Origin of the sequence: Streptomyces sp. NPDC002785 (assembly GCF_040295565.1) — a bacterium.
Taxonomy (GTDB): Bacteria; Actinomycetota; Actinomycetes; order Streptomycetales; family Streptomycetaceae; genus Streptomyces.
The window spans coordinates 1-14,670 of record NZ_JBEOVN010000070.1; the positions used below are offsets into that span (position 1 = coordinate 1).

8 protein-coding genes are annotated in these 14,670 nt (G+C 71.4%); 6 read left to right on the top strand and 2 right to left on the bottom strand.

Annotation, left to right across the window (positions count from 1 at the left end; translation table 11 throughout):
* The 6 genes from ABTZ94_RS18425 to ABTZ94_RS18450 form a co-directional block, all read left to right on the top strand.
* The coding region (locus ABTZ94_RS18425; protein WP_351202103.1) for a condensation domain-containing protein at positions 1-2,584 on the top strand (2,584 nt) is incomplete at its 5' end.
* Entirely contained in the window at positions 2,581-6,552 is a 3,972-nt protein-coding gene (locus tag ABTZ94_RS18430) for a non-ribosomal peptide synthetase (protein ID WP_351202104.1), read from the top strand. The genes ABTZ94_RS18425 and ABTZ94_RS18430, both read left to right, overlap by 4 nt.
* A gap of 61 nt (positions 6,553-6,613) precedes the next feature.
* Positions 6,614-7,885 carry a cytochrome P450 gene (locus ABTZ94_RS18435; protein ID WP_351202105.1) on the top strand — a complete coding sequence of 424 codons (1,272 nt, stop codon included), beginning with the start codon at positions 6,614-6,616 and terminating at the stop codon, positions 7,883-7,885.
* 49 nt (positions 7,886-7,934) lie between these two features.
* Positions 7,935-8,519 (top strand): DUF3995 domain-containing protein, encoded by a 585-nt coding sequence (locus ABTZ94_RS18440; protein ID WP_351202106.1) that lies wholly within the window; start codon positions 7,935-7,937, stop codon positions 8,517-8,519.
* The gene (locus tag ABTZ94_RS18445; RefSeq protein WP_351202107.1) at positions 8,516-9,472 is read left to right on the top strand and encodes an ATP-binding cassette domain-containing protein; all 957 of its coding nucleotides are present in this window, start codon (positions 8,516-8,518) and stop codon (positions 9,470-9,472) included. Before ABTZ94_RS18440 ends, ABTZ94_RS18445 begins: the two co-directional genes overlap by 4 nt.
* Positions 9,469-10,257 (top strand): ABC transporter permease, encoded by a 789-nt coding sequence (locus tag ABTZ94_RS18450; protein ID WP_351202108.1) that lies wholly within the window; start codon positions 9,469-9,471, stop codon positions 10,255-10,257. Before ABTZ94_RS18445 ends, ABTZ94_RS18450 begins: the two co-directional genes overlap by 4 nt.
* Before the next feature lie 72 nt (positions 10,258-10,329).
* On the opposite strand, the gene ABTZ94_RS18455 is transcribed toward ABTZ94_RS18450, so the two are convergent.
* Together ABTZ94_RS18455 and ABTZ94_RS18460 are read right to left on the bottom strand one after the other, a co-directional pair.
* Positions 10,330-12,315 (bottom strand): ABC1 kinase family protein, encoded by a 1,986-nt coding sequence (locus ABTZ94_RS18455; protein ID WP_351202109.1) that lies wholly within the window; start codon positions 12,313-12,315, stop codon positions 10,330-10,332.
* A gap of 10 nt (positions 12,316-12,325) precedes the next feature.
* Positions 12,326-14,476, bottom strand: coding sequence for an MMPL family transporter (locus tag ABTZ94_RS18460; protein ID WP_351202110.1), 2,151 nt, complete (start codon positions 14,474-14,476; stop codon positions 12,326-12,328).
* Between the last annotated feature and the right edge of the window lie 194 nt (positions 14,477-14,670).

The following is a 14,670-nucleotide window of genomic DNA, read 5'->3' on the forward strand; positions in this document are numbered from 1 at the left end:
TCTGTGGCGGCTGGAGGAGTGGTACGGCCGGCACCGTGAGGACGCTCCGCGGCTGGTCAACATGTACGGGATCACCGAGACCACCGTCCACGTCACACACACCGAGCTGGACGCCGAAGGTGCCGCCTCGGCGACGACCAGCCTCATCGGCCGGCCGATCCCCGATCTGCGGGTGCACATCCTCGACGCCTGCCTCACACCGGTCCCCACCGGCGTCGTCGGTGAGATGTACGTGGCAGGCGCGGGCCTGGCCCGGGGCTACCTCGGCCGGCACGACCTGACCGCCGAGCGCTTCGTCGCCGACCCGTACGGTCCGCCCGGCACCCGGATGTACCGCACCGGCGACCTGGCACGCCGCAACAGCGACGGCGAGCTGGAGTACACCGGCCGCGCCGACCACCAGGTCAAGATCCGCGGATTCCGCATCGAGCTCGGCGAGATCGAGGCCTGCCTCGCCTCGCATCCGCAGGCCGGTCAGGTCGCCGTCGTCGTACGGGAGGACCGGCCGGGCGAGCGCAAGCTCGTCGCGTACGTCGTCCCGGGCACGGAGAGCCGGACCGTGGAGCCGGAGGACCTGCGCAAGCACCTGCGTACGCAGCTCCCCGAGTACATGGTGCCGTCGGCGTTCGTGACGCTGCCGCAACTGCCGCTCACCGCCAACGGCAAGCTCGACCGCAAGGCACTGCCCGCCCCCGACTTCGCCGCGGCGGCGGGAGGCCGCGCGGCGCGGACCGAGCGCGAGGAGCTGCTCTGCGGCCTGTTCGCCGAAGTCCTCGGACTGCCCTCCGTCGGCGTGGACGACGGCTTCTTCGATCTGGGCGGCGACTCCATCGTCTCCATCCAGCTCGTCGCCCGCGCCCGCAAGGCCGGACTGCTCCTGACCCCGCGCGACATCTTCGAGCACAAGACGGTCGAGGCGCTGGCCACCGTCGCCGCCACCGTGGACCGCACGGCCGACGAAGGTCCGGACGCCGGGATCGGCGCCGTGGAGGCGACGCCGATCGTCCGCTGGCTGGAGGAACGCGGCGGCCCCATCGACCGTTTCAACCAGTCGACGCTGCTCCAGGTCCCCGCGGGCGCGTCGGCCGGGCACCTGACGGCCGCGCTGCAGACGCTGCTGGACCACCACGACATGCTGCGGGCTCGTCTGACGCACGGCGCCGACGGCTGGTCGCTGGAGGTCCCGGACCGTGACACGGCCGACGCGGCAGCCCTGCTGCACCGGGTTCCGCTGCCGTCCGGTCCGGTCCGGGCCGAGACGCTCGCCGACGCTCTGGAGGAGCACGCCACCGCGGCGTGGGACCGGCTCTCGCCCGAGGACGGCGTCATGGTCCAGGCGGTCTGGTTCGACGCCGGTCCGGACCACCCGGGGCGGCTGCTGCTGATCGCCCACCACCTCGTGGTCGACGGCGTCTCCTGGCGCATCATCACCCCCGATCTGGCCGAGGCGTACCAGGCCCTGGCCAGTGGCGGGAAGCCGGCGCCCGAACCGGTGCCCACGTCCTTCCGTACCTGGGCCCGCCTGCTGAACGAGGAGGCCCTGAGGCCCGAACGCGTCGGCGACCTGAGCCGCTGGACAAAGATGCTGGCCGATGGCGAACCGCTGCTCGGCGAACGTCCACTTGATCCGGCACGTGACACCCGGGCGACCGCGCGCACCCTCAGCCTGTCCCTCGCACCCGAGCACACCGAACCGCTGCTGACCTCCGTCGTCTCCGCGTTCCACGCCGGGGTGAACGACGTGCTGCTGACCGGATTCGCGCTGGCCGTCGCCGAGTGGCAGGAGAGCCGGGGCCGGCGCACCCGGGGCGTGCTGGTGGATCTCGAAGGCCATGGCAGGACCGGACCGGGCGGCGCCGCCTGCGACCTGTCGCGCACGGTCGGCTGGTTCACCGGGATCCACCCGGTGCGGCTGGAGACCGGATACCAGGACTGGGAACAGCTCACCGCCACCGGCTCGGGTGCGGGCAGGGTGCTCAAGCAGGTCAAGGAGCAACTGCGGGCGGTGCCCGACAACGGGCTCGGATACGGGCTGCTGCGCTACCTCAACCCGAACACCCGGTCCTCTCTCGCCGACCTCGCCCATCCTCAGATCGGTTTCAACTACCTGGGCCGGCTCGGAGGTGGCGGCGAAGCGGCCGAGGCCGTGGACTGGGGCCCGGCCCCCGAGTCCGGCGGGCTCGGCGGCGGCGCCGACGACGCCATGCCGCTCGCGCACCCGCTGGAGGTCAACGCCTTCACCCAGGACGGCCCCCAGGGACCGCAACTGGTGGCCACCTGGACCTGGGCCGGTGAACTGCTCGGCGAGGAGGACGTGGCCGGGCTGGCCGAGGCGTGGTTCCGCATGCTGCGGATGCTCGCCGAGCACGCCGCCGCTCCCGAGACCGGCGGCTGGACGCCTTCCGACCTGCCGCTGGTGTCGCTGAGCCAGCACGACATCGACGGGCTCGGTGACGACCTGGACGACGACCTCGACGACGACTTCGACGGCTTCTACGCATCCGACGATTTCCAGAACCAGCAACACCAGCAACATCACGGACACGACAACGCCGATGCCGGCACCAACTGGAGGAACCGATGAACAAGCCGGCGATCGAGGACGTACTCCCGCTGTCACCCCTGCAGGAGGGACTGCTGTTCCACGCGCTGCTCGACGAGCAGGAGATGGACGTCTACACGGTGCAGCTGGTGCTGGAGCTCACCGGCACGGTGGACACCGAACGGATGACGGCCGCCGTCGCCGCGCTCGTCGCCCGGCACTCCAGCCTGCGCGCCGGCTTCCGGCACGAGGGCCTGGAGCGCCCGGTGCAGGTGATCCGCAGCCGGGTCCGGCCGCCCTACCGGGAGGTCGACCTCAGCGGACTGCCGAAGGACGAGCGGCCCGCCGCGCTGGAACAGGCCCTGGCCGAGGACCGCGCGCGCCGCTTCGACCTGAACCGGCCGCCGCTGGTGCGCTTCACCCTGGTGCGCCTCGGCGAGCGCGAGCACCGGCTCGTGGTGAGCAATCACCACATCCTGCTGGACGGCTGGTCCACACCGCTGCTGGTCAGCGAGCTCTTCACCCTGTACAGGCAGCACGGCGACCCGTCCGGGATGCCTCACGTCACGCCCTACCGCGACTATCTGGCGTGGGTGGCCAAGCAGGACCGGGCGCAGAGCGAGCAAGCCTGGCGCGATGTGCTCGGGGACGTCTGCGAGCCCACCCTGCTGGCTCCCGAGGACCCGGCCCGCCGGCCGGTCCGGCCGCGCCATCACACGCTGGACCTGTCCGAGGACTTCACCTCCGCGCTGACGGCGCGGACCCGCCGGCACGGTCTGACGCTGAACACCGTCCTGCAGGGCGTGTGGGGGCTGCTGCTGGGCCGCCTCACCGGCCGGGACGACGTCGTCTTCGGCGGCACGGTCTCCGGGCGCCCACCGGAGCTGCCCGGTGTGGAGCACATGATCGGTCTGTTCATCAACACCCTGCCGGTCCGGGTCACCCTCGACCGCACCGAATCGCTGGCCGGACTCCTGGCCCGGCTGCAGAAGCAGCAGACCGGCCTCATGAGCCATCAGCAGCTGAGCCTCACCGAAGTGCAGTCACTCGGCGGCTGGAAGGAGGGTGTCGGCGAGCTGTTCGACACGCTCACCGTGACGGAGAACTACCCCGTCGACCCGTCCGCACTGGCGGCCGAGCACCCGGGCGACCGGGACGAGCTGCGGGTCACCGGGCTGGTGGGGGAAGACGCCAACCACTACCCGATGAGTCTCGCGGCTGTCCCCGGCCCCCGGCTCCACCTGCGGCTGAGCTACCGGCCCGACCTGTTCTCCGACGAGACCGTGCGGCTGATGGGCGGCCGCCTGGAAGCGCTGCTGCGGGCCGTGGTCGAGGACCCGGAGCAGGCCGTCGGCCGACTGGACGTCGTCTCCCGCGACGAACACCGGCGGATCGTCGACGAATGGAGCCGCAGCGGCGACGGGCCGCGGACTGGGACCTTCCCCGAACTGTTCGAGGATCAGGTCCGCCGCACCCCGGACGCCGACGCCGTCGTCGCGCCGGGGGTCCTGCTCCGATACGCCGAGCTGAACGAGCGGGCCAACCGGCTCGCCCGGCTGCTGGCCGCGCGCGGGGCCGGGCCGGAGAAGATCGTCGCCCTGCTGCTGCCCCGGTCGGTGGACATCGTGGTGGCGCAGCTCGCGGTGCTCAAGTCCGGGGCCGCCTACCTGCCGGTGGACCCGTCCTACCCGGCCGAGCGCATCGCGTTCATGCTCGACGACACGGCGCCGGTACTCGCTGTCACCGCCTCCGGTGTCACCCTGCCGCAGGGCACGCTGCCGTCCGGGCTCCCGGTGCTGCGGCTGGACGACCCGGCCGTCACCGGGGAACTCGCCGCGCTGCCGGCCCACGACCTGGCCGACTCCGACCGCACCGCCGCGCTGCTGCCCGGTCATCCCGCGTACGTCATCCACACCTCCGGCTCCACCGGCAGGCCCAAGGGCGTGCTGGTGCAGCACACCGGGCTGGCGGCCTTCTCCGCCGCGGTGGCCGAAGGGTTCGCCGTGGACGGCACGGCCCGGGTGCTCCAGTTCGCCTCGCCGAGCTTCGACGCTTCGGTGCTGGAACTGTGCTCCGCGCTGCCGGCCGGGGCCGCGCTCGTGGTGCCCCCACCCGGCCCGCTCGGTGACGAGGCCCTCGCCGAGGTGCTGCGCGAGCAGCGGGTGACCCATGCCCTGGTGCCGCCGGCGGCACTCGCCACCGTGCCCGAGGAGGGGCTGCCCGACTTCCGCTCCCTGGTCGTCGGCGGCGACGCCACCGGCGCCGAACTCGTGGACCGCTGGGCGCCGGGCCGCCGCATGGTCAATGCCTACGGGCCGACCGAGGTCACCGTCGCGGCCACCCTCAGCGAGCCCCTGGCCGCGGGGGGCGGCGCCCCGTCCATCGGCCGGCCGGTCCGCGGGACCAGGGTCTACGTGCTGGGCGACACGCTGCGCCCCGTACCCGTCGGCGTCCCGGGTGAGCTGTACGTGGCCGGGGACGGTCTGGCCCGCGGCTACCTGGGCCGGGCGGCACTGACGGCCGAGCGGTTCACCGCCTGCCCGTACGGCGGGCCCGGCGGGCGCATGTACCGCACCGGGGACCTGGTGCGCTGGGCCGAGGACGGCACCCTGGAGTACCTCGGCCGCGCCGACGACCAGGTGAAGATCCGCGGCTTCCGTATCGAGCTCGGCGAGATCGAGTCGGCGCTCGCCGCGCTCCCCGGTGTCGGCCGGGCGGTATCGATGGTGCGGGAGAACGCCGAGGGCGACCGGATGATCGTGGCCTACGTCGTTCCGGCGGCCCCGGCCGGACCGGCCGGCTGCCTGGAACCGGTCACGCTGCGGGCCGGTCTGGCCGGCACGCTCCCCGAGTACATGGTGCCCTCCGCGTTCGTACGGCTGGACGAGGTTCCGCTGATGCCGAACGGAAAGCTGGACCGCAAGGCGCTGCCCGACCCCGAATTCACCGGGGCCCTGGGCAGCGGGGCCCCCCGTACCCCCGAGGAGGAGGTGCTCTGCGGTCTGTTCGCCGAGGTGCTCTCGCTGCCCAGGGTCGGCATCCACGACAACTTCTTCGATCTCGGCGGGCATTCGCTGCTCGCGACCCGGGTGATCAGCCGGGCGCGGGCCGCGTTCGGTGTGCGGCTCTCGGTGCGCAGCCTGCTGGAGAACCCGACCGTGGCCGCGCTGGCCGCCGAGCTCACCGCCGGCTCCGACCACGACCCGTTCGACGTGCTGCTGCCCCTGCGCCCCAACGGCTCGGGACCGGGCGTGTTCTGCCTGCACCCCGGGGCCGGTATCGGGTGGGGTTACTCGGGCCTGCTGCGGCACATCCCGGCCGACCACCCGATCTACGCGCTCCAGGCGCGAGGGCTCGCCCGCGACGAGGAACTGCCCTCCTCCATCCAGGAGATGGCGGACGACTACCTCGACCGGATCCGCAGCGTCCAGCCGTCCGGCCCCTACCACCTGGTGGGCTGGTCCCTCGGCGGAATCCTCGCGCATATGATCGCCACCCGGCTCCAGGAGGCGGGCGAGCAGGTCGGGCTGCTGGCCGTGCTGGACACCGACCCGGACATCCCCTCCGAGGAGCACGCGGGTCTCGCGTACGACGAACAGGATGTGCTGGCGACGCTGTTGGACCTCAGCGGCCGGGCAGGGGACCGCGACCCGGCTGAGCCGCTGGAGTACGAGCAGGTGATGGAGGTCCTGCGGGCCGGGGACAGCGCACTTGCCGGTCTGGAAAAGCGCCATATCAGTGCGCTCGCCCGTGTTGGCACCAACATGTCGAACAGCATCATCCACCCGTACAGCCCTGGTCTACTGGGCATCGTCCGTGGCGATGTCATGCTGACCGTCGCAGGCCGGGACCATGCCTCCCCGCAGGCGATGGCCACGGCGTGGCGTCCCTTCGTGGAGGGGCGGGTCAACATCCAGGTCGTCGACTGCGGGCACAACGAGCTGACCCGGCCGGGGCCCATCGGCGAGATCGGCCGAGCGCTCGCCGCGCAGTTGCGCGAGCTCCGGTGAACCGCCGGAGCACCACCGTACCGACGACCCGCCATAGCGCACCCACTTGGAGCAAGTCCCTATGACCAGCGCGACCGCGACGGCACTGGGCGGAGCCGACGTCGAGGGCCGTGAGCTCGACAGCTTCGACCTGACCGATCCCCTGACCTATCAGACGACCGACGTTCACGCCATGTGGCGCCGGTTCCGCGCCGAGCGCCCGGTACACCGCCATCCGGCGACCGCGGCCGGGCCCGAATTCTGGGTCCTGTCCAAGTACGACGACATCATGAAGTTGTACAAGGACGACGACAACTTCACCTCCGAGCGGGGGAACCTGCTGGTCACGCTGTTGCACGGCAGTGACTCCGCGGCGGGGAAGATGCTCGCGGTCACCGACGGCCCCCGGCACGCGGCGATCCGCAAGCTGATGCTCAAGTCCTTCTCGCCGCGCGCCCTGCAGCACATCTCGGAGCAGGTCGTGCAGCGCACCCGCACGCTCCTCAAGAACGCGGTGGAGCGGGGCGAGGCGGACTTCGCGCGGGATGTCGCCGAGCACATCCCGATCGCCACCATCTGCGACCTGCTGGGCGTCCCCGAGTCGGACCGCGGCTTCCTGCTCGGCCTCAACAAGCAGGCACTCAGCTCCAGTACGGCCGACACCACTGCCGAGGACTCCTGGCTCGCCCGCAACGAGATCCTCCTGTACTTCGGTGAGCTCGCCGAGGAGCGCAGGAGGAACCCGGTCGACGACGTCATCAGCGTGCTGGCCACCGGCCGGATCGACGGGAAACCGCTCGACGAGGACGAGGTCGTCCTGAACTGCTACAGCCTGATCCTCGGCGGCGACGAGACCAGCCGGCTGTCGATGATCGGCGGGGTGCAGGCACTGATGCGTCACCCGGAGCAGTGGAACGCACTGAAGCAGGGCAGGGCGACGGTGGAAAGCGCTGTGGAGGAGGTGCTGCGCTGGACGACCCCGGGCATGCACTTCGGCCGCCGGGCGCTGCGGGACGTCGAGGTCGCGGGGCAGCGGATCGCCGCCGGCGACATCGTCACCCTGTGGAACACCTCCGCCAACCGGGACGAGGACATCTTCGACGCCCCCGAGACGTTCGACCTGGCACGCACCCCCAACAAGCACGTGTCGTTCGGCTACGGGCCGCACTTCTGCCTCGGCGCGTTCCTCGGCCGTGTCGAGATCAACGCCATGCTCGACGCAGTGCGGACCGTGGTGGACCACATCGAGCCCAACGGCCCGGTGGAGCCGGTGTTCTCCAACTTCCTCAGCGGCCTGGAGAGCCTGCCCGTCCGCTTCGAGGCGGACCGTGAAGGGCTCGCCCGATGGAGCTGAGGGCCGTTCGTTCCGCCCGCAGGTCCTGATGACGAAGAAGAGGAATACGATGTCGAACGCACGAGCGGATGCCACTTCGGCGTCCGTGGTCCCGGTGTCCCGATGGGAGCGGACCATCGGGTACTGCGCGGTGATCGCCGGGCTCGCCTACGCCCTGCCGCACCTGTGGTGGGGGCTGGGGATCATGGTCGCCTACCCCGACACCCCCGAGTCGGTGCCGGACGTGGCCTGGCAGCGCATGATCGCCTTCTGGGGCATGGGTGCGGCCGCCACGCTCGCCGCCCTCGCGACCACCGCCCTCTTCCGGCCCTGGGGGGACTTCTTTCCCCGGTGGCTCCGCATCGGGGCGGCTCTGACCGCCGGCACCGGGCTCGCCCTGTGGGGACTCGGCTACGGCTACCTGCGGTTCTTCATCGCCGTGGGCCGGGTCGAGCCGAGCGCGGAAGTGGCCGCCTCCTTCGGTCCCTGGAACTTCTACTGGTATCCCGTGTTCTTCGTCTGGGGCGCGTCGCTGGCGCTCGCCGCCCTCCACCTGCGCCACCGCCCCCGCCGCCTGTCCGCCCCCGGGACCGACGTCCCGCAGCCGGACGGACAGATCCGGCGGGGCCCGTCAACCATCGAGGTGAAGCCGTGACGAACGCCATCGAGGCCGAAGGCCTCCGCAAGAGTTACAAGGGGCACGAGGCGCTGAGCGGGGTGTCCCTCTCCGTGCCCGAGGGAACGGTCCTCGGACTGCTCGGCCCCAACGGTGCGGGCAAGACCACCACCGTCCGTATCCTGGCCACCCTGCTCCGGCCAGAGGAGGGCCGGGCGATGGTCGCCGGCTTCGACGCCCTCAATCAGCCCAAGGAGGTGCGCCGCCGGATCGGCCTCACCGGCCAGTACGCGGCCCTCGACGAACGGCTCACCGGCCGCGAGAATCTGCGGCTCATCGGTACCCTGCTGCACCTGGGCAAGGGCCCGTCCCGCCGGAGGGCGGACGAGCTGCTGGAGCGGTTCGAACTCACCGCCGCCGCCGACCGGGTGGTACGGACCTACTCCGGCGGCATGCGCAGGCGCCTGGACCTGGCGGCCAGCCTGATGGTCGACCCGCCGGTCCTCTTTCTCGACGAGCCGACCACCGGACTCGACCCCAGCAGCCGACTCGTCCTGTGGGGGATGATCCGGGAGCAGGTGGCCAAGGGCGTCACCGTCCTGCTGACCACCCAGTACCTGGAGGAGGCCGACCAGCTCGCCGACCGCATCGTGGTGATCGACTCCGGCAAGGTCATCGCCGACGGCACCGCCGACCAGCTGAAGCAGAAGGTCGGCAACGAGCGCCTCGAGGTCGCCGCGCTCGCCGCCGAGGACACCTCCCAGGTGGTTGCCGCGCTCGGCGCCCGGCTCGCCACCACCCCGTCCGTCGCCGAGGACGGCCGCACCGTGTCGGTGCCGCTGCCCGACGGCATGGGCGGTGTCGCCGCCGCAGCCGCGGCGGTGGAGGAACTCGGCATCGACATAGCGGAGTTCGCCGTCCGGCGCCCTTCGCTCGACGATGTGTTCATGACGCTGACCGGCCAGACGGCCAGGGAAAGGGAATCGGCGTGACCGAGACACTGAGTGACATACGGGCGTTGGTGGGCCGTCACTTCCGGCACATCTACCGCATACCCGAGCAGCTGATCAGCGTCACCATCATGCCGATCGCCTTCGTGCTGATCTTCGGCATGCTCTTCGGCAGCGCCATGACCGTGGAGGGCGGCAGCTACCAGGAATACATCATGGCGGGCATCTTCATCCAGGTGATGATGGCCAACATCTCCCAGACGGCCCTGGGCGTCGTCGGGGACCTGAGCAACGGTCTGGTGGACCGCTTCCGCTCGCTGCCGATCTCCCGCTCCGCAGTGCTGATCGGCCGTACCACCGCGGACATGGCGCTCGCCGCGTGGTCCTGCGTCCTGATGGCAGGTGTCGGTTATCTCATCGGCTGGCGCATCCACAACGGACTGCCCAAGGCGCTCGCGGCGTTCGCGCTGCTGCTCATGCTGGGCTTCGCCATGTCGTGGCTCGGCGCGCTGCTCGGTCTGGCGCTGCGCAGCACGGAGTCGGTCAACGCCCTGGCATTCATGGCGATGATGCCGCTGGTGTTCCTGTCCAACGCGTTCGTCCCGCCCGCCGGGCTACCGGACTGGCTGAGGGTCGTCGCCGAGTGGAACCCAGTCAGCATGGTGGTCACCGCCTGCCGGCAGCTCTTCGGCAACCCCACCGTGGGCGCCGGCACGGGCCTGCCGGCCGAGCATCCCATCGTGATGTCGCTGGTCCTGGTCGGTGTCATCCTCGCCGTGGTCATCCCGATGTCGGGCCGCGCCTACAGCACGGCGACCGCCCGCTGAGGGCACCCGCCCCCGTTCGACGAAGGGCCCGGTGTACGACCGGGCCCTTCGTCGTGCCCCGTGACCGTACGGTCAGCGGCGGCCGCGGGAGATCGAGAACAGCACCCGCAGCGTCAGCACCGAGGCGATGAGCAGCAGATTGCAGCCGAGCACCTCGAACAGTCCGACCGACGGGGTGATCCCCGGCCCGCCGGGCGTCTGCAGCAGCATCACCCCGACCACCCCGGCCGCGCCGCCGCTGAAGGCCAGCAGTACGTCGTGGACGATGCCACGGACGAAGTCGCGGTCACGTTCGTCGGCCAGCACCCGGACGTTCACGCTCAGCCGACCCTGCTCCAGCGCCTCCGTGATGCGGTCGACCCGGCGCGGCAGCCGGCGCAGCACCGGCAACAGCGTGAGCACCTCGCCCGCGGCCGCCCGTCCCAGGCTGCCCGGCGCCAGCTTCCGCCGGGCCTGGGAGGTCGCGAACTGGCGGGCCTCGGCGATGATGTCGTAGCCGGGGACCAGCTGGTCGAGGGCCGCCTCCAGCGTCGACAGGGAGCGGAAAGCGGCGGCGATCTCGCCGGGCACGGTGAGCCCGTACTTGGTCATCAGCAGGAACAGGGCGGCGAACATCTCCCGGTCCGGCCGGGTCCCCGGAACCAGGTGCCGGGCCATGAACCGGCCCAGTTCACGGGCCAGCCGGTCCTCGTCGGCCCGTTCCGGCCGGTGCTCCACCAGCTCCAACAGGGCGTCGCAGAGGGCCTGCTGGTCGTTGCGGTGGATCGCGACCAGCAGGTCGCGCAGCGCCGATCGCAGCACCCGGTCGATACGGCCGGCGCATCCGAAGTCCAGCAGCCCCAGCCGTCCGTCGTCCAGCAGCAGGATGTTGCCCGGGTGCGGATCGGCATGGAAGACGCCGTCGGTCATGATCTGCGCGAGGACACAGTCCAGCAGGGCTCCGGCGAGTGCCGTCCGGTCGATCCCGCGCGCGTCGGCGGCCTCGGCGGCCCGGTCGAGCGTTACCCCGTCCAGCCACTCCACCACCAGCACACGGGCGGTGGTCACACCGTCGTGGACGGCGGGGATCGTCACCGCGGGAAGCGGGGCGGTACCGTCCGACGGGTGCTGCCGGGCGTCGGCCTCGCGCGCGGCGGCGACCACCCGGGTGTTGCGGGCCTCGGTGCGGAAGTCGAGTTCCTCCTGGAGGGAGGCGGCGAAGCCCCGGACCAGGTCGGTGACTCCGATGGAGCGGCCCCACGCTGTGCGTTCCCCGGCCCTGCGGGCGATGTGCAGGAGGATGTCCAGGTCGCGTTCCACCACCTGACGGGCCCGGGGTCGCTGCACCTTGACGGCGACCGCCCGGCCGTCGCGCAGCCGCGCCCGGTGCACCTGGGCGACGGAGCCGGCCGCCAGCGGCACGGTGTCGAACTCGGCGAACACCTCGCCCGGTGGGGCTCCGAGGTCCACGGTGAGCACCTGCTCGATGTCGTCCCAGGACTCGGCGGCCACCGAGCACTGGAGCAGGCTCAGTTCATCGATGAACTCGGCGGGCAGCAGGTCGTAGCGGGTGGAGAGTACCTGGCCGAGTTTGACGAAGGTGGTGCCCGCCTCCTCCAGGGCCAGCCGGAGGGCGCGGGCGTGCTCCGCCCGGCTGGCGCTCGTGGCCGGGCCGCGCAGGCCGGACAGACGCGGGAGGCGGCCCAGCCCGTGCCGGAGGGCGATCCGGCTGAGCTCCGTGAAGCGCTGGGTCCGCGCCACCCGGCGCCGCACGGAGCGGGGCCAGCGGACGACGCCGCCGACCGACCCGCTGGGCACCACCGCCTCGGACAGGGCCAGGAACATCATGGCGGCCAGAAGGGCGCTGCCTACCTGGACGCTCACCAGCGCGGTGCCCGCCGCGGCGGGCCCCATCGCGGAACTCACCAGTCCGGTGGTGAGCAGCCCGGTGCATCCGGTGAGCAGGGAGCGCAGCACACCGATCCGGAGACCGAGCAGTCTGCGCGCCCCGACACCGAGTACCACCAGACCGAAAGCGATGGTGCCCACAGCGGTCAGGACGATGACGACCGCGGTCAACGTGAGCAGATCACGTCGTGGCCGGCTCGGATGCCGGCGCCTGCACGGCGTCGGCACCTTCCGCCGGTCCCTGGCGGTCTCGGCCGGGCCACCAGGCCCGTTCGCCGAGCAGCGAGGTGACCGTTGGTACCAGCACCAGCGCCATCACGAAGGCGGTGATCAGAATGCCGAACGACACCGCGAAGCCCAGCTGCTGGAGCATGCTGTTGCCGGCCAGCATCAGGACGCCGAAGGTGCCCGCCAGGATGACGGCGGCGGCCCCGATGGTGGGCGCAGCGTGGGTCACGGCGAGCCGGACGGCCTCCTGCTGGGTCCTGCCCCGGGCGACCTCCTCGCGGAGGCGGGCCACCATGAGGATGTTGTAGTCGGTACCGATCGCCACCACGAACAGGTAGACGTACACGGGCAGCGCGAACATCAGCCCGCTCTCGCCCTTGAACTGCTGGAAGACCATGACGGCCGAGCCGAGGGTGGCACCGAACCCGAGACCCACGGCCGCGATCAGGTACCAGGGCGCGACGACGCTGCGCAGCAGGAGTCCGAGAATCACCATGATGGCGATGCCGGCGATCGGAAAGACCAGCGAGTAGTCGTGGTCGACGGCGGTGCGGATGTCCGCGAGGACCGCGCTGGTGCCACCGACGAGCGCCTCGGTGCCCTCGGGCGCCGCCCGGTGCGCGGTGTCGCGCAGGTCTCCGGAGACCAGGTCGATGGCCGCCTCCTCGGCGGGGCGGAAGTCCAGGACGACGCTGAACTGCGCCGCGTCCCCGGTGGTGGCGAGCATGGCGGGAGAGACGTCGCCCACACCCTTGACGCCGGAGAGCTCCTTGCGGAACGTCTCCAGGCCGGCGGAGTCGAGCCGCTTGCCGTCCTTGGAGGCGACGAACACCAGGGTGGGGTCGGTCTGCCCGGCGGCGAAGCCGCGCCTGAGGTCCTTGGATGCCTGTACGGACTCCAGGTTCTGCGGCAGCGAGCTCTCGGCGTCGAACTCGGCGCTGAAGCCGAACGCGGCCACGCTCATGACGGCCAGCAGGCCGCCGGAGATGCCCGCGAGGAGGCCGGGCCGCCGGGAGACGAGGTTGCCGAGTCGGCCGGCGAGGACGCCCTTGGGCTGCTTCTTCCACGCCTTGGAGGGCCAGAACGCCTTGGTGCCCAGCAGTGAGAAGACGGCGGGTACGAGGGTGAGGGAGGCCAGCAGAGTGACGCCCACGGCGATGGCCAGCGACGGGCCCATGGTGCGCAGCATGCCCATGGTGGAGAGCACCAGGGCGAGGAAGGCGACGATGACCGCGCCGGCCGCGGAGGCGAGGGTCTCGCCGACCCGTGCCACCGCGTCGATCATGGCCTCCTTGGGGGCCTGTCCCTCCCGCAGGTGCTCGCGGTACCGGAAGAGCAGGAAAAGGATGTAGTCGGTGCCGACGCCGAACAGCACCACGATCAGGATGGCGGAGACCGAGGAGTCGGCCTGGAGTCCGCCGAGTTCGGCGGCGGTGGAGATCAGCCCGGAGGCCACGACGAACACCAGGAAAATCATCAGGACCGGCAGCAGCGCGATGAGCGGACTGCGGAAGATCACCATCAGCAGCACCACGATCAGCACCAGCGTCGCCAGCATGATCATCGCGTCGGTGTCGCCGGAGGACTCGAGGTTGTCCAGCCCGCTGGCGGTCTGCCCGGTCACGCCCATGGTCAGGCCGGTCTTCGCGAGCAGCGGCTTGGCGTCCGCCCTGAGCTGCTTCACCGACTCGAAGAGCTTCTGGTCGTAGTGGTTCTTCGTCGTGGCGAAGACGCTCGCCAGCGCCACCTTGCCGTTGGGCGATACGGCCTCGGGGCTCGTCAGGACCGACTTCACCTTGTCGTAGCCTTCGGCCTGCAGGGCCCCGGCGATCCGGGTCACTTCCGCCAGATCGGCCGCCGAGAGTTTGCCCCGGTCGGCACGCTGGAACACCGCGATGGCGGACGGCTGTTCCGCCGTCGGGAACGCGCGCTGCTGGAGCTCCGTGACGCGTACCGACTCGTAGTGGGCCGGCAGGAAGTCCGCCTGGTCATTCGTGCTCTTCAGCTGCGGCGCGAGCGCGACGGCGGCGACGGCCGCGATGATCCAGACGGTGATCGTCAGCCAGGGCCGGTTGACGGCGAACCGCCCTATCCGTCCGAACATGGTGCTCCTTCATGCTTCCTGGGTTGGGGGTTACCGGGCCGGGACATGGAGGGGCGCCCGCCCTGCCCCGCAGTCTGGCCGCCGGTTCCGCCGCCACCCGCGCCGAGCTGCCAACGCGGCAAGAACCTGCCAGGGCCGTTGCCCGCGCTCCGGGCCCGGTGCGACAGTCCTGACGTCCCCGGCGGAACCCGCCG

Coding starts and splice junctions, on each gene's coding strand:
- ABTZ94_RS18430 (WP_351202104.1), top strand. CDS start 2,581: ATGAACAAGCCGGCGATCGAGGACGTACTCCCGCTGTCACCCCTGCAG.
- ABTZ94_RS18435 (WP_351202105.1), top strand. CDS start 6,614: ATGACCAGCGCGACCGCGACGGCACTGGGCGGAGCCGACGTCGAGGGC.
- ABTZ94_RS18440 (WP_351202106.1), top strand. CDS start 7,935: ATGTCGAACGCACGAGCGGATGCCACTTCGGCGTCCGTGGTCCCGGTG.
- ABTZ94_RS18460 (WP_351202110.1), bottom strand. CDS start 14,476: ATGTTCGGACGGATAGGGCGGTTCGCCGTCAACCGGCCCTGGCTGACG.